Consider the following 17,837-nt stretch of genomic DNA (forward strand, 5'->3'; position numbering starts at 1 on the left):
GCGCGGCCTACTTTCGCAGCCCGACAGCACAGGAGATCGACATGTCCTCCACCACGCGTCCGCTCGCCGTCGTCACCGGCGCATCGACCGGTATCGGCTACGAACTCGCCCGCGAATGCGGCGAGAACGGCTTCGACCTCGTGATTGCCGCCGACGAGCCGGAGATCGAGGCCGCGGCGACAAGCCTGAAGGCGACCGGCGCCGACGTCGTCGCCGTTCAGGCCGACCTTTCGACCACCGCCGGTGTCGACGCCCTCTACGAGAGCGTGAAGAGCCTCGGCCGCCCGGTCGAGGCGCTGCTCGCCAATGCTGGACGCGGCCTCGGCCATGGCTTCCTCGATCAGGACTTCACCGAGGTCCACAAGATCGTCGACACCAACATCACCGGCACGATCTACCTCGTCCAGAAGATCGGCCGCGACATGCGTGCCCGCAACAAGGGCCGCATCCTCTTCACGGGGTCGATCGCGGGCTTCATTCCCGGCGCGTTTCAGGCCGTCTATAACGGTTCGAAAGCCTTCATCAACAGCTTCGGCTATGCGCTGCGCAACGAGCTGAAGGACACGGAGGTGACGGTCTCCATCCTGATGCCGGGCGCGACTGACACCCCCTTCTTCGAGCGCGCCGACATGGAGGATACCAGCGTCGGCACGGCCAAGAAGGACGATCCGGCGGGTGTTGCCAAGGACGGCTTTAAGGCGATGATGTCCGGCGAGGCCGAGGTCGTCAGCGGCGTGAAGAACAAGATCATAACGGCCGTCGCCAACGTCACGCCGTCGGAGATCCTGGCCGAGCAGCACCGCAAGATGTCGGAGCCTGGCTCGGGGAAAAGCTGAGGCGAGATCGCGTCGTGCCCGTCCTGACAGGAACGGGCACGGTTCAGCCTTGCGGCAAAGCGAGCTTGGCGATCCACCGTTCGGCCTAGCCACTTTGCAGACCTCGTTGCCTCTGTGCGGCAACTGTTGCAGCCCTGCGACAGGGCCCGGCAAACAGCCTGGCCGTCAAAATCTGACTCCCACACTCCACTTCTGTCGGATATTGCGACTGACGTGTTCGTGATGGAGTCCGCAATGTCCTCCCGCCTTTCCCGCCGCACGCGTCATCTGCTGCTGTCGTGCTCGCTGCTCTTGCCGGCACAGGCCTATGCGCAGGACATCGTGCTCGACACCGTCGTGGTCGAAGGCAATGGAAGCGGCGACGCCACGAGCGGCACGGGCAACAGCGCAACCGGACCCGTTGAAGGCTATACGGCAGAGACCACGACAACCGGCTCCAAGACCGCGACCCCGCTGATCGAGATCCCGCAGTCGATCTCCGTCGTTACGACGGATCAGTTAGAGGACCGCGGCGTCCAGAACCTCGGCGAGGCGCTGAACTATACGGCTGGCGTCATCAGCCAGCCCTTCGGCAACGACGTTCGCTACTTCGCGCCGATCATCCGCGGCTTCGACGCCACGAACAGCGTCTACCTCAACAACTTCCGCTTCATCCGCGACTTCGGCGCGCTCGCTTTCGAGCCTTTCGGCCAAGAGCGCATCGAAGTGATCAAGGGTCCTGCCTCGGTGCTCTACGGTCAGGGGGAGCCCGGCGGCCTCATCAACCTCATCCAGAAGCGCCCGACGGGCGAGACCTTCGGCGAGGCCGGCATCGAAGTCGGCAGCGACAACCGCTATGTCGCCAAGTTCGACTATGCGGGCGTTGCCAACGACGTCGTCTCCTATCGCCTCACCGGGCTTGGTCGCCTTGCCGACGGCGAGCAGGACTTCATCGAGGACAACCGCTTCTACATCGCACCGACCGTGACGATCGAGCCCGATGCGGACACGTCCTTCACGCTTCTGTCGAGCCTCCAGTACGACACCGGCACCTCGCAGATCGGCCTGCCGCTCCAGGGCACGATCAATGACAACCCGAACGGCTCGCTGCCGCCGAGCCGTTATCTTGGCGAGCCCGACTTCAACGACAATGAGAGCTGGATCGGCACGATCGGCTACGAGTTCCGCCATCGCTTCAACGAGACCTTCGAGGTCCGTCAGAACGTCCAGTATCTGAAGTTCGACGCCGACTCCAACAACCTGTACTTCTCGTTTCTCGATCCGGTCGACCTTCGCACCGGCTACCGCGGCGTGAACGTCCAGTCCGAGACCATCGACAGCCTCGGCATCGACAATCAGCTCGAAGCCAAGTTCGACACCGGCGCCATGCAGCACACGACGCTGGTGGGCCTCGACTACAAACTCAACAACCAGTGGCGCTCGTCGAACTTCTCCGGCTCGGTCGGGCCGATCGACGTGTTCGATCCGGTCTACGGCCAGCCGGTCACGGTCAATCCGGACGGCGCCAACATCACCGACGTCACGCAGGATCAGGTCGGCCTCTACCTGCAGGACCAGATCAAGTTCGATCGCCTGAACGTCTCGCTCGGCCTCAGGCAGGACTGGGCCGGCCTCGATGACAATGAGAGCGGCGACGAGGCGAACTACGACAAGCTCACCGGCCGTGCCGGCGCGCTCTACCTCTTCGACAATGGCTTCGCGCCCTTCGTCGGCTACTCCACCTCCTTCAGCCCGACCGCCGGCGTCAGCGATGTCACCGGCGAGCTCTTTGATCCGACCGAGGGCGAGCAGATCGAAGGCGGCTTCAAGTACCAGCCGCTCGGCTGGAACAGCTTCATCACCGCCAGCGTCTACGACCTGACCAAGACCAACGTCGTCAGCACCCAGGCCGTGCCGGACGGCGCCGGCGGCCTCGAGTCCGAGACGTCGCAGACCGGCGAAATCCGCTCGCGCGGCTTCGAGTTCGAGGCGACGGCGAACCTGTCGCAGGGCCTCAGCCTGATCGCCGCCTATACCTATACGGACGCCGAGATCACGGAAGGCGACGACACGATCGATGCCACGACGGGCCTCGTGACGGCGACCACCACCGGCAATCGGCCCGCCAACATCCCTGAGCATGCCGCGTCGCTCTGGCTGAACTACGAGCTGCAGTCCGAGATGCTGAAGGGCCTCTCCTTCGGTGGCGGCATGCGCTATATCGGCGAGCGCTACGGCAACAACGCCAACACGATCGACCTCTCCTCGGCGACGGTGTTCGATGCGGCGATCCGCTACGAGCGTGACAGCTTCGAGGCGAAGCTGAACGTCAACAACATCGCCGACAAGGAATACTTCGCCAGCTGCAACTTCGGCTGCTTCTACGGCGAAGGCCGGCAGGTCATCGGCAGCCTGACCTACAAGTGGTAGGGCGAAAGCAGCGCTCCATCCCGGCCAGCCAGTCCGTCGTCCGGCGGACTGAGCCCGGCAGGAGGCAAGCGTGATCACCAGCAGCGCATCGGGCCTAACCCGGCGCGCCTTCATCGCCGCCGGCGCGGGGCTCGCCCTCTCGCCGGCTTGCACTGTGCCGGCCGCGGCCGCATCCCAGCGCGTTGCCATTGTCGACTGGGCGCTTCTGGAAACCTGCCTTGCCCTCGAAGTCACGCCGCTGGCGGCCGTCGAGCTGGTGCTTTTCCGCAGGATCGCCGTGGAGCCTGCCGTACCGGACAGCGTCGTGGATCTCGGCCTGCGCGGCTCGATCAATCTCGAGCTGCTCAGCGGCTTGCGGCCGGATGTGATCTACGGCTCGTCCTTCAATCTCTGGGCAAACGACCTCCTGTCGCGCATCGCGCCCGTGCGCATGCTCAGCGTCTTCGAGCGCGGCGTGCGCCCCTACCGCAAGGCCGAGAGCGCCATGCGCACCATGGCGGCCGAACTCGGCGTGCCTGACCGTGCCGACGCCTATATCGCGGCCCTCGACTCCGAGCTTGCCGCGACGAAGGCACAGCTCGCCGCGCGGACCGACCGCCCCGTCCTGATCATCAATATCGGCGATCCCCGGCACTTCCGCGTCTTTGGCGAGGACTCCATGTTCGGCGAAGTCGCCGCCCGGCTCGGCTTCCGCAACGCCTGGGGAGCGCGGACAAGCTACAGTGCCACCGCACCGGTTGGCCTGGAGGCGCTCGCCAAGGTGCCGGAGGCGATCGTCCTCGTCATCGCGCCGATCCCGCCTGACGCCGCAGCGGCGCTGCCGCAAAGCGCGCTCTGGAACGCGATGCCGCCGGTGCGCGAGGGACGCGTGCACATGATCGAGCCCGTGAACCCCTTTGGCGGCCTGCCGGCGGCGCGCCGCTTTGCGCGGCTGTTCGCCGGCGCGATCGAAGCGGCGGCATGAGCGAACCTGCCACATCGGTTCGGCGGGCGGCCGTCACGCTCGCCGCCTTTGCGGCCGTCGCGCTCGCCCTCTTCGGCTACGGCGTCTGGTCATCCTGGCCGGCAAGCGGCGACGAGCTCGGCCGCATCGTCCTCATTGACAGCATCCTGCCGCGCGGTGCGGTGGCGCTCGTCACCGGCGCATCGCTGGGCCTTGCCGGCGCGCTGCTGCAGCGGGTGCTGCGCAACCCGATCGCCGATCCCTCGACGCTCGGCGTCGCCGCGGGCGCGCAGCTCGCCATGACGGCAGCGACCATTTACGCCCCGGCCCTGATGGCCTCGGCGCGCGAGCCGATCGCGTTTGCCGGCGGGCTGGCATCGCTGGCGCTGATCCTGGGTCTATCGTGGCGGCGCGGGCTGGAACCGGTGACGGTGGTGCTCTGCGGCATGCTGATCTCGCTGGTGGCCGCCTCGCTCAGCGCCACGATCATCCTCGCCAACGGCGAATACATGATGTCGCTGTTCATCTGGGGCGGCGGCTCGCTGGAACAGGGCGGCTGGCAGCCGACGGTGGCGCTGGCGCTGCGCGCTGGCCTCGCCACGGTTGCCGTGGCGATCGTCTATCGCCCGCTGGTGCTGCTCGGCTTCGACGATTCCTCCGCACGAGCGCTCGGCCTCGGCGTCACCGGAACGCGCCTCCTCGCCCTCGGCCTCGCTGTATTCCTCGCGACCAGCACCGCGGCCTATGTCGGCGTCATCGGCTTCATCGGGCTTGCCGCCCCCAATCTCGCCCGCATCGCCGGTGCGCGGCGTTTCGCAGCGGTGTTGCTGCTGTCGCCGCTGATCGGAGCGATCCTGCTGCTGCTCACCGACGGCCTCGTCCAGCTCGCCGCGATCGACGAGACCGAGATCGTGCCGACGGGTGCGGCGACCGCCCTTTTCGGCGGACCGCTGCTGCTCTGGCTGCTGCCGCGCCTGCGCCCATCGACGCCGCGCACAACTGCGGCCGAGGCATCGCCGCGGCGGCTTTCCAAGCCGGGGGCGATGTTGGCGCTGGTCGCCGCAGCCGCCGTCCTCCTCGGCATCGCCGCGCTCTTCGTCGGGCCCGGTGAGGGCGGCTGGACGATCGCGACCGGCCCGGTGCTGGAAGCCGTGGCGCCCTGGCGCTGGCCGCGCATCCTTTCGGCGGCCGCCTGCGGCGGCATGCTGGCGGCCGCCGGCTTCATCATGCAGCGCGTCAGCGGCAACCCGTTGGCGAGCCCGGAAGTCCTCGGCATCAGCGCCGGCTCCGGCGTCGGTCTGGCCGCCGTCCTCCTGTTCGTGCCGGAGGCCTCGCTGGCGGTCCAGACCGGATCGGCCGTGAGCGGCGCGCTGCTCGCCCTCCTCGTCGTGCTCGGCCTTGCCGCCAGCGGCCATTTCGGGCCGGAGCGGCTGCTGCTCGGCGGCATCGCGGTCGGCTCGCTCAGCGGCGCGCTGGTGACGACGGTGATCGCGCGCGGCGGCGCCGAGGGCACGCAGCTCCTCAACTGGCTGAGCGGCTCGACGCAACTGGTCGGGCCTGAGACAGCGCTTCTCTCCACCGCGCTGGCGGTCGCCCTGATCGCGCCGCTGCCGCTGTTTTCGCGCTGGTTCGCGGTGCTGCCGCTCGGCCCTGGTGTTTCTCGCGGCGTCGGTCTGTCGCCAAGCCTTGCGAATGGAGTGCTCGTGCTCCTCGCCGCGATCCTGACGGCGGTGGCGACGCTGACTGTCGGGCCGCTCTCCTTTGTCGGGCTGATGGCGCCGCATGCCGCACGCCTCACCGGCATCGCCCGCCCGGCCCCGCAGCTGCTCGCCACCGTGCTCATCGGCATGGCGCTGATGATCTTCGCCGACTGGATGGCGCGTGGCCTGACCTTCCCCTACCAGCTGCCGCTCGGCCTCTTCGCCTCGCTGGTGGGCGGTCCCTATCTCGTCTGGCTGCTCAACCGGGGCGCCGCGCGCCGGCCGGCCTGACGCCGGAAGCCTGACGCGGCTCCCGCACGAGGGGCGCCGCGGCGAACCTCCGGCTCAAGAGCTACTCGGCTGCCTCAGCCGGCATGTCGGCTGATGCGGCCGACGGCTTCGCGGGCACGTAGTTGAGGATCGGTCCGAGCCAGCGCTCGACCTCCGCAACCTCCATGCCCTTGCGGCGGGCATAGTCGCGGACCTGGTCCTCCTCCACCTTCGCGACGCCGAAGTAGTAGGACTCCGGGTGCGAGAAGTAGAGGCCGGAGACCGACGAGCCCGGCCACATGGCATAGCTCTCCGTCAGCTTCACGCCCGTCTCAGCCTCCGCGTCGAGCAGGCGGAAGAGCGTCGCCTTTTCCGTGTGGTCCGGCTGGGCGGGATAGCCGGGCGCCGGGCGGATGCCCTTGTAGGGCTCGCCGATCAGCTCCTCCGGCGCGAAGGCCTCGTCCGCCGCATAGCCCCAGAACTCGCGGCGGACGCGCTCGTGCATGCGCTCGGCGAAGGCCTCGGCGAACCGGTCGGCCAGCGCCTTCACCATGATCGAAGCGTAGTCGTCATTGGCCCGGGCGAAGCGCTCAGCGATCGCCTCCTCCTCGATCCCGGCGGTGACGACGAAGCCGCCGAGATAGTCCGGCTTGCCGCTCGTCTGCGGCGCCACGAAGTCGGCAAGCGCCACATTGGCGCGGTCGCCCCGCTTCGACAGCTGCTGGCGCAGCGTGAAGAAGGTGGCGAGCTCGGCCTGCCGGCCGTCGTCGGCAAAGAGGCGGACGTCGTCCTCAACGGCATTGGCCGGCCAGAAGCCGATCACCGCCTTCGGCCTGAACCACTTCTCTTCCACGATCTGCGCCAGCATCGCCTGCGCATCGGCAAACAACGAACGCGCCGCCTCTCCCTGTGCCTCGTCCTCCAGGATCGCGGGATAGCGGCCCTTCAGCTCCCAGGTCTGGAAGAAGGGCGTCCAGTCGATGTAGCGGGCGAGTTCGGCGAGGTTCCAGTCATCAAATGTCCGGGTGCCGAGGAAGCTCGGCCGCGGCGGCTGGTAGGCCGCCCAGTCGATGCGGTGGCGGTTCTCCCGCGCCTTGGCCAGCGGCAGGCGCTGCTTGTCGCGCTCGCTGCGCGCATGCGCATCTGCGACTTTGGCATATTCGGCGCGGATCGAGGCGGCATAGCCCTCGCGCTGCTCCGGCGACAGCAGGTTGGAGACGACGCCGACGGCGCGGCTCGCATCGGTGACATAGACCGCCTGCCCCGCCTCGTAGCGTGGCGCGATCTTCACCGCCGTGTGGACGCGGCTGGTGGTGGCGCCGCCGATCAGAAGCGGCACGGTAAAGCCGGTCCGCTCCATCTCGGACGCCACATGCACCATCTCGTCCAGTGACGGCGTGATGAGACCGGAGAGGCCGATGATGTCGACATTCTCCGCCCGCGCCGTCTCGAGGATCTTTGCGGCCGGCACCATGACGCCGAGGTCGATCACCTCATAATTGTTGCAGGCCAGCACGACGCCGACGATGTTCTTGCCGATGTCGTGGACATCGCCCTTCACCGTCGCCATCAGGATCTTGCCGGCCGACTGCCGCCCGCTTGCGCCGCTCGCCGCCTTCTCCGCCTCCATGAAGGGCAGGAGATGGGCCACCGCCTGCTTCATCACGCGGGCCGACTTCACCACCTGCGGCAGGAACATCTTGCCGGCGCCGAACAGGTCGCCGACGACGTTCATGCCGTCCATCAGCGGGCCTTCGATCACGTGCAGCGGGCGCTCGGCGGCAAGCCGTGCCTCCTCGGTGTCGGCGTCGATGAACTCGGTGATGCCGTTGACGAGCGCATGGGACAGCCGCTTCTCGACCGGCCATTCGCGCCAGGCGAGGTCCTTGGCCTTCGCCTCGCGTCCGCCGGTGCCCCTGAAGCGCTCGGCGATCTCCAGCAGCCGCTCCGTGGCCGTGCCACCGCCCTTCGGCTGGCGGTTGAGCACCACATCCTCGCAGGCCTCGCGCAGTGCCGGCTCGATCGTGTCGTAGACGGCCAGCTGGCCGGCATTGACGATGCCCATGTCCATGCCAGCCGCAATGGCGTGGTAGAGGAAGACGGCATGCATCGCCTCGCGGACAGGCTCGTTGCCGCGGAAGGAGAAGGAGAGGTTGGAGACGCCGCCGGAGACATGGACGTGCGGGAGCGTGCGGACGATCTCGCGCGTCGCCTCGATGAAGTCGACGCCGTAATTGTCGTGCTCCTCGATGCCGGTCGCCACCGCGAAGATGTTGGGATCGAAGACGATGTCCTCCGGCGGGAAGCCCGCCTTCTCCGTCAGGAGCTTGTAGGCCCGCGTGCAGATCTCGACCTTGCGCGCCTGCGTATCCGCCTGCCCCGTCTCGTCGAAGGCCATGACGACGACCGCGGCGCCATAGGCGCGCACCAGCCGCGCCTGGCGCAGGAAGGCCTCCTCGCCCTCCTTCATCGAGATGGAGTTCACCAGCGGCTTGCCCTGGACGCATTTCAGCCCGGCCTCGATCACCTCCCACTTGGAGCTGTCGATCATGATCGGCACCTTGGCGATGTCCGGCTCGGCGGCGATGAGGTTGAGATACTCGACCATCGCCTTGCCGGAATCGATCAGGCCCTCGTCCATGTTGACGTCGATGACCTGGGCGCCGTTCGCGACCTGGTCGCGCGCCACGTCGAGCGCAGCCGCGTAGTCGCCGGCGGTGATCAGCTTCCTGAACTTCGCCGAGCCCATGACATTGGTGCGCTCGCCGACATTGACGAAGGGGATCTCGGCGGTGAGCGTGAAGGGCTCGAGGCCGGAGAGGCGCATCTGCGGGGCGATCGCCGGGACGGTGCGTGGGCGGTGGCGCGCCATCGCCTGCGCAATCGCCCTGATATGCGCCGGCGTCGACCCGCAGCAGCCGCCGACGACATTGAGAAGGCCGTCCCGCGCAAAGCCTTCCAGCTGGGCGGCCATCGCCTCGGGGCTCTCGTCATACTGGCCGAACTCGTTCGGCAGGCCGGCATTGGGATAGGCACAGACGAAGGTGTCGGCGACACCGGCGATTTCCGCCAGGTGGTCGCGCATGGCGGCCGCCCCGAGGGCGCAGTTGAGGCCGATGGTGAACGGGGCGGCGTGACGCACGGAGTGCCAGAAGGCCGTCGGCGTCTGGCCGGACAGGGTGCGGCCGGAGAGATCGGTGATCGTGCCGGAGATCATCACGGGCAGCTCGACGCCCTTCTCGTCGAAGATCTCGCGCGTCGCGAAGATCGCCGCCTTGGCGTTCAGCGTGTCGAAGATCGTCTCGATCAGGATGATGTCGGCGCCGCCATCGATCAGCCCACGCAGCTGCTCGCCATAGGCGAGCCGCAGATCGTCGAAACTCACGGCGCGGTAGCCGGGATTGTTGACGTCCGGCGAGATCGAGGCGGTCCGGTTGGTGGGTCCGAGCGCGCCGGCAACGAAGCGGCGGCGCCCATCGGCCTGCTCGGCCCGGATGGCGGCGCGGCGGGCGAGCCGCGCGCCGTCCCGGTTCAGCGCATAGACCTCCTCCTCCATGCCGTAATCGGCCTGGGCGATGGAGGTGGAGGAGAAGGTGTTGGTCTCCAGGATGTCGGCGCCGGCCATGGCATAGGCGAAGTGGATGTCTTCTATGGCCTGCGGCTGAGTCAGCGTCAGGAGGTCGTTGTTGCCCTGGAGATGGCAGGCGCAGCCGGCGAAGCGCTCGCCCCGGAAATGCTCCTCGACGAAGCCCAACCCCTGGATCTCCGTGCCCATCGCACCGTCGAGGATCAGGATGCGCTCACGTGCCGCTGCGGCAAGATCGGCTGCCGCCGTCGCTTGGCGGGAGGGGGTGAGATCGGCTCCGAAGAGCGCGTCGGTTTGTGACGTCATGGATGCATGCCTCTTGCTCACGCCGTCGCGCCGGCATGACATAAAGACATCCTTATATCATCATAGCCGCCAGAACCAGTCCGAGGAGTGATGGAGGAATGGGCGTCATTCAGCCCGGAGGATCGCTCCTCCAAGGCATGTAGGACTTACCCGCGAGTGGATGACCTTCCGTAAATTGCAGCAGCTGAAAGCACCGTATCTTCAAGCGCTTGTGGCATCTTCTCCTGGCTCAGGGAAAATGAGGGGAAACGTGATGCACACGATCGAAGAACACACCGAACTCTCCATCAAGAGCTACCTGCGGATGGAGGAGCGTTCCTTCTACAGCCGCGCCCATGCCGACTGGGTCGTCGGCCTGTGGGCGGCAGGCCAGCTCGGCCATGCCGACGAAGCGGCTCGCGACTATGCCACCAGGATCGTCGATGCCGGCGTGCGCTCGGTCGGCGGGCGCGGTGGTTTCGACCTGATCGCCGCCGATCTCCGCCTCGCCGTCGAGGGTCTCGAAGGTCTGCGAGCCCGCTACGAAGTGGCGATGAACGACAACATCGTCGGCCGCGCCTGAAACGCACGGAGCAGCCCGTTGAACCGATGTCCGGCCAGCAATCGCGCTGCCGGACGGCGGGCGATGCCCTGCCGCCCAGGCTCCCGATCACCCGCCCGATAAGTCGTTCGTCGAGCGGCTTTCAGATTTCCACCTCGATCCGCCCGACCGGGCGCGAGCAGCAGGCGAGGATAAAGCCCTCCTCGACCTCCTCGTCGAGGATGCCGCCATTGTGGCTCATCTGGACCTCGCCGGAGAGTTTGCGGGTCTTGCAGGTACCGCAAACGCCGAACTGACAGCCGCTCGGAATGTTGAGGCCGGCGGTACGGGCGATCTGCAGCACCGTATCGGCGGAGGTGCACTCGGCCGTGATGCCGGACCGGGTGAAGACGATCTCCGCTGCGGTTTCGGCGGCATCCGCACCGAAGCCGTCTACGATGATCGGTGCCGCTTCCGCCTCCGTCGAGGGGTGGAAGCTCTCCTCGTGGTAGCGGGCCATGTCGCAGCCGGCGGCCGCCAGCATCTCGCGCACGTTGCGCATGAATGGCTCGGGGCCGCAGCAGAAGATCTCGCGGCTTCGGTAATCCGGCACCGCCAGCTCCAGCATCAGCGCATTGATGCGTCCGCGGAAGCCCGGCCAGACCTCGTACGGGTCCGATTCCTCCACGATCCAGGCGAGCTTGATGTTGGGATCGCGCGTCGCCATCCGCTCCAGCTCGGCGCGAAAGATGATCTCGGACGGCCGGCGCGCGCAGTTGATGAAGCTGATGTCGGTGTGGCGAGCATAGTCGTAGAGCCAGCGCGTCATCGACATCATCGGGGTGATGCCCGACCCGGCCGAGATGAACAGGTATTTCTCGGCGGGATGATTGTGGAATGAGAAGGTGCCGGACGGGCCAAAGGCCTTCAGCCGGTCGCCGACCTTCAGATTGTCCAGCATCCAGCGGGTGGCGACGCTGTCGCGCTGCGCCTTCACCGTCACCGCGATCGACAAAGGTCGCGACGGGCTGGAGGACAGCGTGTAGGTCCGCAGCGCCGGCACCGGCCCGACCGGCAGCTCCAGCGTGACGAACTGGCCCGGCGTGTAGCGGAACCAGCTCGGTTCGGTCGACTGGAAGGAGAAGGTCTTGCAGTCCTGCGTCTCCGGAAGGACCGCGACGCATTCCAGCACCTGCACCTTGTCGTTCCAGGGCAGCATCTGGTCGAGATGCTTGTAGCTCGGCATCATCGTCATGGCCGTCATCCGCCCGGTCAGGCGACGCGTACGAGCGGCACGCCTGACGTGGCGACGCGCGGCTGCATGAAGCTGCAATACCAGTCGACGAACTGGATGACGCCGCCCTCGTGCAGTTCCGAATAGGGTCCGGGCTCGTAGGCCGGCGAGAGGATGCCGCGCTGGTTCTCCTCGACGATCTGCCGGTCCTGGTCGTTGGTGGCGATCCAGACCCGCGTCAGCTCGTCCAGATCGTAGTCGACGCCCTCGACGGCATCCTTGTTGACCAGCCATTTGGTGGTCACCGCGGTCTCTGTGGCGCTGATCGGCATCACCCGGAACGAGACCGCGTGGTCGCCGAGCACGTGGTTCCAGGTCGAGGGATAGTGGAACAGCATCATCGAGCCGATCTGGGGCGTGGTGACGTCGTCCGACAGCGGCCGGCTCACCGCGCTCCTGCCGCTCAGTGTGTAGCTCACGGCATCGCGCAGCAGCGGCATGCGGGCGGCGCGGTACTGGCCATCGTCGGAGATGCGGAAGCGGCTCGGCAGGCCGGCGGCTTCGCAGCGGTTCCAGTGGCCGGCGATCTCCGGATCCTTCTCGGCCGCGTCGATCCCGGTCACCGTCGGCTTTTCCGGGAAGGTGCGGCAGAGCTCCGGATGGCTGCCGGCGCAGTGGTAGCACTCCCGGTTGTTCTCCCAGACGAGCTTCCAGTTGCCCTTCTCGATGATGGTCGTCTCGTGGGCGATTTTGGCGTCCTGCAGCCGGTGCGGCAGCAGGTAGGGGGCGACCATCGCCCGCAACGGAGCAAGGTCCGGCGCCTCGTCGGCGACGCAGATGAAGACGAAGCCGCCGATGCTTTCGCAATGCACCGGCTTCAGGCCGAAGCGTGCGGGATCGAAGCTCGGCCCCATGTCGCGGGCATAGAGCAGCCGGCCATCCAGCTCGTAGGTCCACTGGTGATAGGGGCAGACGAGCTTTGCGGTCGTGCCGCGTTCGGCCGAGCAGAGGCGCGAGCCGCGATGGCGGCAGGAATTGTGGAAGGCGCGGATCTCGCCCTTGGCGTCGCGCACGATGATCACGGGGTAGTCGCCGACCTGCAGGGTGATGTAGCTGCCGGTCTTCTTCAGCTCGCAGTCATGGCCGGCGAACAGCCATTCGCGGTAGTAGATCAGCTCGAGATCGACCCTGTAGAAGTCGGGATCCACATAGAAGCTGCGGTCCAGGCTGTAGCCGCGCCTGCGCAGCAGCAGCTTGCGGAGCATTTCACCACGTACGTCCATGCCGTGCCTCATCCTATGGGCAGTCGCCAGGAGCGTCGACGGTGAGGCACGTATCCGGCCCGCGGCGGCGGCTCGTCGCCGCATGCGCCACGCGATCGGACCGATCGCCCACCGCGATCGCCCAGAGTTGCCGGAGGCTGGTTTCCGGGCTCGGAAGTTGCTCCTCAGCAGACGCGGCGCCTTCTCGGACGGGTCCGTCCAATGGCGTAGAGCCGCGTCTCACCTTCCTTCACCGTTGCGGGGGCAGCGCCGGGTTCACACCGGCTTCCCAATTCTCCGCGACATCCAGGGACGCCGCGGCACCTCAAGCATTGCGACTAGAGCACTGCCCGCAGCTTGAAGGAATTCCAGAAACGACATGGCGGCGGCGTTGACGGACACGATGCTCCGCTGCAAACGGCAACGCCGCGGCCTCCTTCCGGAATGCCGCGGCGTCGATGCACGTTTCATGAGAGCGCTTCAAGGCGCTCCAGATTGATCAGCCGAACAGTTCCAGCTCGCCATCCGACTCAGGGCCGCGCACGGCGGTCTCCTCGGTGGAAAGGCGGTTCTTCAGTTCGGACAGCTTGAGCGCCGACAGGGCGGCGGTGGCGTCGATGCGGCAGTCGGCCGGCACTTCCACCGACAGGGCGTCGAGATAGCCTGCAAGATTCGACAGCGCCTGGCAGAGGAAGTCGATCTTCTGCGCGGCGCGAACGAAGCCAGCATCGATCGCCGTCTCCGGCCATTCGATGTCGATCGTCAGGTCGTGCAGCTCCTCGGTGCTGCGCGACAGCTCGTCGAGCTCGCTCGACACTCGGCTCATCAGGCCCGACAGCGGATGGTGGCTCATGGACGAGGCCTCACGGGATGCGGCATGTGACGACCGGCCGCGGCCGGATCATCCTTGGATCGGCATGACGTGGAACGCCGGCTGAACCGCCGGCATACCGGATCAGAAGAGTTCGAGATCGCCGACGGACTGGCGCGCTGGCGGTGCCACCGGCACGATCTTCGGCGTCTCGGCGCGATCCATCAGGATCTGCCGGGCGCGTCCGGAATGTGGCCAGAACTCAATGCGCCGGCCGCGATCGCCGCCAAGGCTGCCGCCGACGTGAGCGATGCCTTCCATCTCCAGGAAGCGCTTGGCGAAGGCGATGTTCTGCGACCCGATGTCCCGCAGACCTTCCATGGTCGAGGCGCCGCCGAAGAGCTTGGCCTCCAGGCAATGCCGCCGCGCACCCTTCTTCAGGAGGCCGTTGATCAGCATTTCCATGAGGTAGAGGCCGAAGCTCTCCGCCCTGCCCTGGCTGTCGTCAAAGCCCGGCAGCAAGAAGTGATTCATGCCGCCGACGCCTGCCCCGGGATCGCGCATGCAGGCGGCGACGCAGGAGCCGAGCAGGGTCGTGATGACGACGTTCTCGCCGCTCTCGACCTTGTACTCGCCCTGGATCAGATTGACGCGTCTCGTGCCTGCCGGATACGCCATTACTGCAGCCTGCCGACCACGGCCTCGATCGTCTTCTGCAGCACCGGGACGGTGATCGGCTTGACGAGGAAGTTGTTGACGCCGAATTGCGCCGCCTTCTGCACCAGCTCGCGGTCGCCGCGGCCGGTCAGGATGATGAAGGGCGTCTTCTTGATCGGCGCGTAGGAGCGCACCGCCTTCAGAAGCTGGATGCCGTCGAGCTTCGGCATGTTGAAGTCGGAGATGATGATGTGGCACGGCGACGTCATCATCGCCTTCAGCGCCTCCTCGCCGTCGACGGCAAAGATCACCTGGGTGATGCCGATCTGCTCGAGCGCGTCGCGGATCAGCATGCGGCTGGTCCGCTGATCGTCGACGATCATAACCTTCAGATGCTGCTTGAAAGACGACATTCGCTGGTTCCTTCCACAATCACCGTCGTTGCCGGCGGCTGCGCTACGACCGTAGTCGAAGCGGCATCACCCCGTTCTGCGCCCTGCACCGCTGTCCGCCTCGCCCGATGCCCGCCTCAGCGGCGGCACCGGCATTCCGACGATCATCCAGGTGCATCGAGCGCCTAAGTTCCTGCCTCTATTTGCCGCCAGAAAGGTTAAATAAGAGCGGCTATTGATCTGCATTTTCCGCAGTCTGCGGCATTTCATTCGGCCCTCGCACGGACTTGATGTCAGCACTTGCTAAGGCGTACTTTCCACTGGCGACCAAGCGTTTTTGGCTTTGGCCGGCCACTGCTCGGGACCTCCGAAGAGGCCGTCGATCATCGCATTGTCGCCTGCCGGATTTCTTAACGGCGGGCGTGGCGCTTCGCCTCAGCCGAACGTCTCGCGAGCGATCCGGCCGAGCGGCACCCGTTTCTGGGCGGCGCCGATTTCGTAGGCGACCCGCGGCATGCCGTAGACGAGCGAGGTCGCTTCGTCCTGAGCGATCGTTCGGGCGCCGCGCTCGCGCATCTCCAGCATGCCGTCGGCGCCGTCGCGGCCCATGCCGGTCAGGATGATCGCCGTTGTCGAGCCGTTGAAGTTGCGTGCGATGGAGCGGAACAGGACGTCGACCGACGGGCGGTGACCCTGCACGGTGTCCTCGTCGTTCAGGGAACAGCGAAGGCCGCCCGTCGTCTTCAGCGTCATGTGCTTGCCGCCGGGGGCGACATAGATGTGGCCGGGCAACACGGATTCGCCGGCGCGTGCCATGGTGACCTTGGCGCGGCAGATCCGGTCGAGCCGGGCGGAGAAGGACTCCGAGAATGCCGCCGGCAGATGCTGCACGATCATCGTCGGCGGGCAATCCTCCGGGAAGTCGGCGAGGAGCTTCATCAGCGCCTCGACGCCACCGGTGGACGAGCCGATGCCGATCAGATCCGGCCAACCGGCATGGCGCGCCGCGGGAGCCACAGGGTCGGTCCCAGTCGACGGCCGCGTCATCCGCTGGCCGCCGATCTGGCCCTTGGCCTTGGCGGCCTCCTTGATCAGCGCCGGCAGGTGGCCGAACGTGTCGCCCTGTGCCGAATTCGGCTTGGCGATGCAGTCGAAGGCGCCGATCTCCAGCGCTTCCAGCGTCGCGGTCGCACCCGGTGCGGTCAGGTTCGAGACCATGATCACCGGCGTCGGACGCAGGCGCATGATCTTGTCGAGGAATTCCAGGCCGTTCATGTTCGGCATCTCGACGTCGAGCGTGACGACGTCGGGATCGAGTTGTTTGATCTTCTCGCGCGCGTCGAGCGGATTGGCCGCCTCGCCGACCACGGCGATCTCGGGATCGGCCGCCAGGGAGTGCTTCAGGAGCGCGCGCATGGTGGCGGAATCGTCCACCACGAGAACTCTGACCGGCGTCATCGGACCGTCCCCGCTAGGCGGCGATACGCCGTGGTGCCCTCATAGGAGAGGAACTCGGAGGCAGGCCCGGACATGCGCTCGGAATGGCCGATATAGAGCCAACCATCGGGCTGCAGGTAACGGCAGAAGCGATACCAGATCTTCTCGCGCGTCGGCTGATCGAAGTAGATCGTCACGTTGCGGCAGAACAGCGCCTGGAAGGTGCCCTTCATCGGCCAGTCGCCGATGAGGTTCAGCTCGCGGAAGGAGACGAGGTCGCGCATCGCATCGACCACCTCGAAGCCGTTGCCCGAGGGCTGGAACCAACGCCGGCGCAGGTCCTTCGAAACGGCTTCCAGCGTCTGCTCGTCATAGACGCCGCGGCGGCCGAAGGCGACGACGTTCGGGTCGATGTCGGAGGCGAGAATCTTGATGTCGTAATCCGCCGCATCGGGCATCAGCGACAGGAGCGTCATCGCGATCGAATAGGGCTCGTGGCCGTTGGAGCAGCCGGCCGACCAGATGCGCACCTTGCCGCCCTGCTTGGCCTTGGCGAGGAGCGGCGGCAGCAGGTGGTTCTTGAGATGCTCGAAGTGGTGCGGCTCGCGGAAGAAGTGCGTGACGTTGGTCGTCAGAGCGGCCAGCATCGTCATGCGCTCCCCAGCCCCGGAGGCACCGGCGATATAGGCGCAGTAATCCTTGAAGCTCTCCATCCCAAGTGCCCGAAGGCGCTTGGCCAGACGCGAATAGACCAGGGTCGTCTTGGACGACGACAGCAGAATCCCGGAGTCCTCGTAGAGGATCTTGGCGATGGTCGTGAAGTCCGCATCGGTCATCGGGAACTCGCCCGACGATGCCCGCTCCGCGGACTCAAGCTTCAGGTTAGACATGGCACATCCCGGCCCGATATGGGCTCGTTCGCAAGGATTGCAGCCGCGCCCCGGGGTGCCGTCGCCTGGTGAGGCGACGGTCGGGCATGGCTAAGGACAGGCTCGTCCTAGAACTCGCGGCCTAATCAGGCCGCAAGCTCCATCTGCGGCAGCACGTTGTCGACCGCGATCAGCGAGATCATCCGGCCCTCGACGGCCATGACGCCGCGGACGAAGGCACGGGCGAGCTCGGAGGCAAGCTCCGGCGTCGGCTGCAGCAGGTCGTCGGTCACCGTCAGGATGTCGGAGACCGCATCGACCAGGAGGCCGACCAGCTGCTGGTTGACCCGCACAACGATGATCACCGAGCGCGCTGTCGGGATCGTCGCGCCGAAACCGAGACGGGCCGCGAGGTCAACGATCGGCAGCACCGTGCCGCGCAGGTTGATCACGCCGCGGACATAGTCCGGCGAGTGCGGCAGCGGGGTGGCGGCCGCAAAGCCGCGGATCTCCCGCACCGAGATGATGTCTACGCAGAACTCCTGCTCGCCGATGCGGAAGGCGATGAGCTCACGTGCGCCGGCGCTCTCATTGTCGTTCATCTG

14 protein-coding genes and 1 riboswitch are annotated in these 17,837 nt (G+C 66.7%); of the genes, 5 read left to right on the top strand and 9 right to left on the bottom strand.

All coding sequences use genetic code 11. From position 1 onward, the window contains the following. The first annotated feature begins 41 nt into the window (after positions 1–41). From C0R46_RS12400 to fhuB, 4 genes are all read left to right on the top strand, one after another. Entirely contained in the window at positions 42–836 is a 795-nt protein-coding gene (locus C0R46_RS12400) for an SDR family NAD(P)-dependent oxidoreductase (RefSeq protein ID WP_102959950.1), read from the top strand. A gap of 234 nt (positions 837–1,070) precedes the next feature. Then, on the top strand, positions 1,071–3,245 hold the full coding sequence (locus tag C0R46_RS12405) for a TonB-dependent siderophore receptor (RefSeq protein ID WP_157944638.1): 2,175 nt from the start codon (positions 1,071–1,073) through the stop codon (positions 3,243–3,245). A gap of 70 nt (positions 3,246–3,315) precedes the next feature. Next, positions 3,316–4,209 (top strand): ABC transporter substrate-binding protein, encoded by an 894-nt coding sequence (locus tag C0R46_RS12410; RefSeq protein ID WP_102959952.1) that lies wholly within the window; start codon positions 3,316–3,318, stop codon positions 4,207–4,209. Continuing rightward, the gene (gene fhuB, locus C0R46_RS12415) at positions 4,206–6,179 is read left to right on the top strand and encodes a Fe(3+)-hydroxamate ABC transporter permease FhuB (RefSeq protein WP_102959953.1); all 1,974 of its coding nucleotides are present in this window, start codon (positions 4,206–4,208) and stop codon (positions 6,177–6,179) included. Before C0R46_RS12410 ends, fhuB begins: the two co-directional genes overlap by 4 nt. A gap of 61 nt (positions 6,180–6,240) precedes the next feature. Here fhuB and metH read toward each other — a convergent pair whose 3' ends face one another. After that, entirely contained in the window at positions 6,241–10,050 is a 3,810-nt protein-coding gene (gene metH, locus C0R46_RS12420; RefSeq protein WP_198598318.1) for a methionine synthase, read from the bottom strand. Between the two features lie 253 nt (positions 10,051–10,303). Here metH and C0R46_RS12425 point away from each other — a divergent pair, with 253 nt between their 5' ends. Then, positions 10,304–10,612, top strand: a complete 309-nt coding sequence (locus C0R46_RS12425; protein ID WP_157944639.1) for an ATPase inhibitor subunit zeta — start codon at positions 10,304–10,306, stop codon at positions 10,610–10,612. A 121-nt stretch (positions 10,613–10,733) separates the two neighbouring features. Here C0R46_RS12425 and C0R46_RS12430 read toward each other — a convergent pair whose 3' ends face one another. From C0R46_RS12430 to C0R46_RS12465, 8 genes are all read right to left on the bottom strand, one after another. After that, entirely contained in the window at positions 10,734–11,816 is a 1,083-nt protein-coding gene (locus C0R46_RS12430) for an FAD-binding oxidoreductase (protein WP_157944641.1), read from the bottom strand. A 26-nt stretch (positions 11,817–11,842) separates the two neighbouring features. Next, the gene (locus C0R46_RS12435) at positions 11,843–13,087 is read right to left on the bottom strand and encodes an aromatic ring-hydroxylating oxygenase subunit alpha (RefSeq protein WP_102959956.1); all 1,245 of its coding nucleotides are present in this window, start codon (positions 13,085–13,087) and stop codon (positions 11,843–11,845) included. Positions 13,088–13,205: 118 nt separating this feature from the next. Next, positions 13,206–13,409: riboswitch (cobalamin riboswitch) on the bottom strand. Between the two features lie 156 nt (positions 13,410–13,565). Further along, on the bottom strand, positions 13,566–13,919 hold the full coding sequence (locus C0R46_RS12440; protein WP_102959957.1) for a hypothetical protein: 354 nt from the start codon (positions 13,917–13,919) through the stop codon (positions 13,566–13,568). Between the two features lie 102 nt (positions 13,920–14,021). After that, entirely contained in the window at positions 14,022–14,555 is a 534-nt protein-coding gene (locus C0R46_RS12445) for a chemotaxis protein CheD (protein WP_102959958.1), read from the bottom strand. After that, positions 14,555–14,947 carry a response regulator gene (locus C0R46_RS12450; protein WP_102959959.1) on the bottom strand — a complete coding sequence of 131 codons (393 nt, stop codon included), beginning with the start codon at positions 14,945–14,947 and terminating at the stop codon, positions 14,555–14,557. Before C0R46_RS12450 ends, C0R46_RS12445 begins: the two co-directional genes overlap by 1 nt. 414 nt (positions 14,948–15,361) lie before the next feature. After that, a complete protein-coding gene (locus C0R46_RS12455; protein ID WP_102959960.1) occupies positions 15,362–16,384 on the bottom strand; it encodes a protein-glutamate methylesterase/protein-glutamine glutaminase in 1,023 nt (340 codons plus the stop codon). After that, positions 16,381–17,253: a CheR family methyltransferase gene (locus C0R46_RS12460; RefSeq protein ID WP_102959961.1), complete on the bottom strand. Its 873-nt coding sequence runs from the start codon at positions 17,251–17,253 to the stop codon at positions 16,381–16,383. The genes C0R46_RS12455 and C0R46_RS12460 overlap by 4 nt, the downstream gene beginning before the upstream one ends. A 125-nt stretch (positions 17,254–17,378) precedes the next feature. After that, positions 17,379–17,834: a chemotaxis protein CheW gene (locus tag C0R46_RS12465; protein WP_102959962.1), complete on the bottom strand. Its 456-nt coding sequence runs from the start codon at positions 17,832–17,834 to the stop codon at positions 17,379–17,381. Positions 17,835–17,837: the final 3 nt, after the last annotated feature.

It is taken from the genome of Mangrovicella endophytica, assembly GCF_002893625.1.
In the GTDB taxonomy this organism is placed as follows: Bacteria; Pseudomonadota; Alphaproteobacteria; order Rhizobiales; family Rhizobiaceae; genus Mangrovicella; species Mangrovicella endophytica.

Excerpts from the sequence above, each read along its gene's own strand:
- C0R46_RS12465 (WP_102959962.1), bottom strand. The coding sequence starts at position 17,834 with ATGAACGACAATGAGAGCGCCGGCGCACGTGAGCTCATCGCCTTCCGC.
- C0R46_RS12460 (WP_102959961.1), bottom strand. The coding sequence starts at position 17,253 with ATGTCTAACCTGAAGCTTGAGTCCGCGGAGCGGGCATCGTCGGGCGAG.
- C0R46_RS12430 (WP_157944641.1), bottom strand. The coding sequence starts at position 11,816 with ATGCCGAGCTACAAGCATCTCGACCAGATGCTGCCCTGGAACGACAAG.
- C0R46_RS12445 (WP_102959958.1), bottom strand. The coding sequence starts at position 14,555 with ATGGCGTATCCGGCAGGCACGAGACGCGTCAATCTGATCCAGGGCGAG.
- C0R46_RS12425 (WP_157944639.1), top strand. The coding sequence starts at position 10,304 with ATGCACACGATCGAAGAACACACCGAACTCTCCATCAAGAGCTACCTG.
- C0R46_RS12455 (WP_102959960.1), bottom strand. The coding sequence starts at position 16,384 with ATGACGCCGGTCAGAGTTCTCGTGGTGGACGATTCCGCCACCATGCGC.
- C0R46_RS12435 (WP_102959956.1), bottom strand. The coding sequence starts at position 13,087 with ATGGACGTACGTGGTGAAATGCTCCGCAAGCTGCTGCTGCGCAGGCGC.
- metH (WP_198598318.1), bottom strand. The coding sequence starts at position 10,050 with ATGACGTCACAAACCGACGCGCTCTTCGGAGCCGATCTCACCCCCTCC.
- fhuB (WP_102959953.1), top strand. The coding sequence starts at position 4,206 with ATGAGCGAACCTGCCACATCGGTTCGGCGGGCGGCCGTCACGCTCGCC.
- C0R46_RS12440 (WP_102959957.1), bottom strand. The coding sequence starts at position 13,919 with ATGAGCCACCATCCGCTGTCGGGCCTGATGAGCCGAGTGTCGAGCGAG.
- C0R46_RS12400 (WP_102959950.1), top strand. The coding sequence starts at position 42 with ATGTCCTCCACCACGCGTCCGCTCGCCGTCGTCACCGGCGCATCGACC.
- C0R46_RS12450 (WP_102959959.1), bottom strand. The coding sequence starts at position 14,947 with ATGTCGTCTTTCAAGCAGCATCTGAAGGTTATGATCGTCGACGATCAG.
- C0R46_RS12405 (WP_157944638.1), top strand. The coding sequence starts at position 1,071 with ATGTCCTCCCGCCTTTCCCGCCGCACGCGTCATCTGCTGCTGTCGTGC.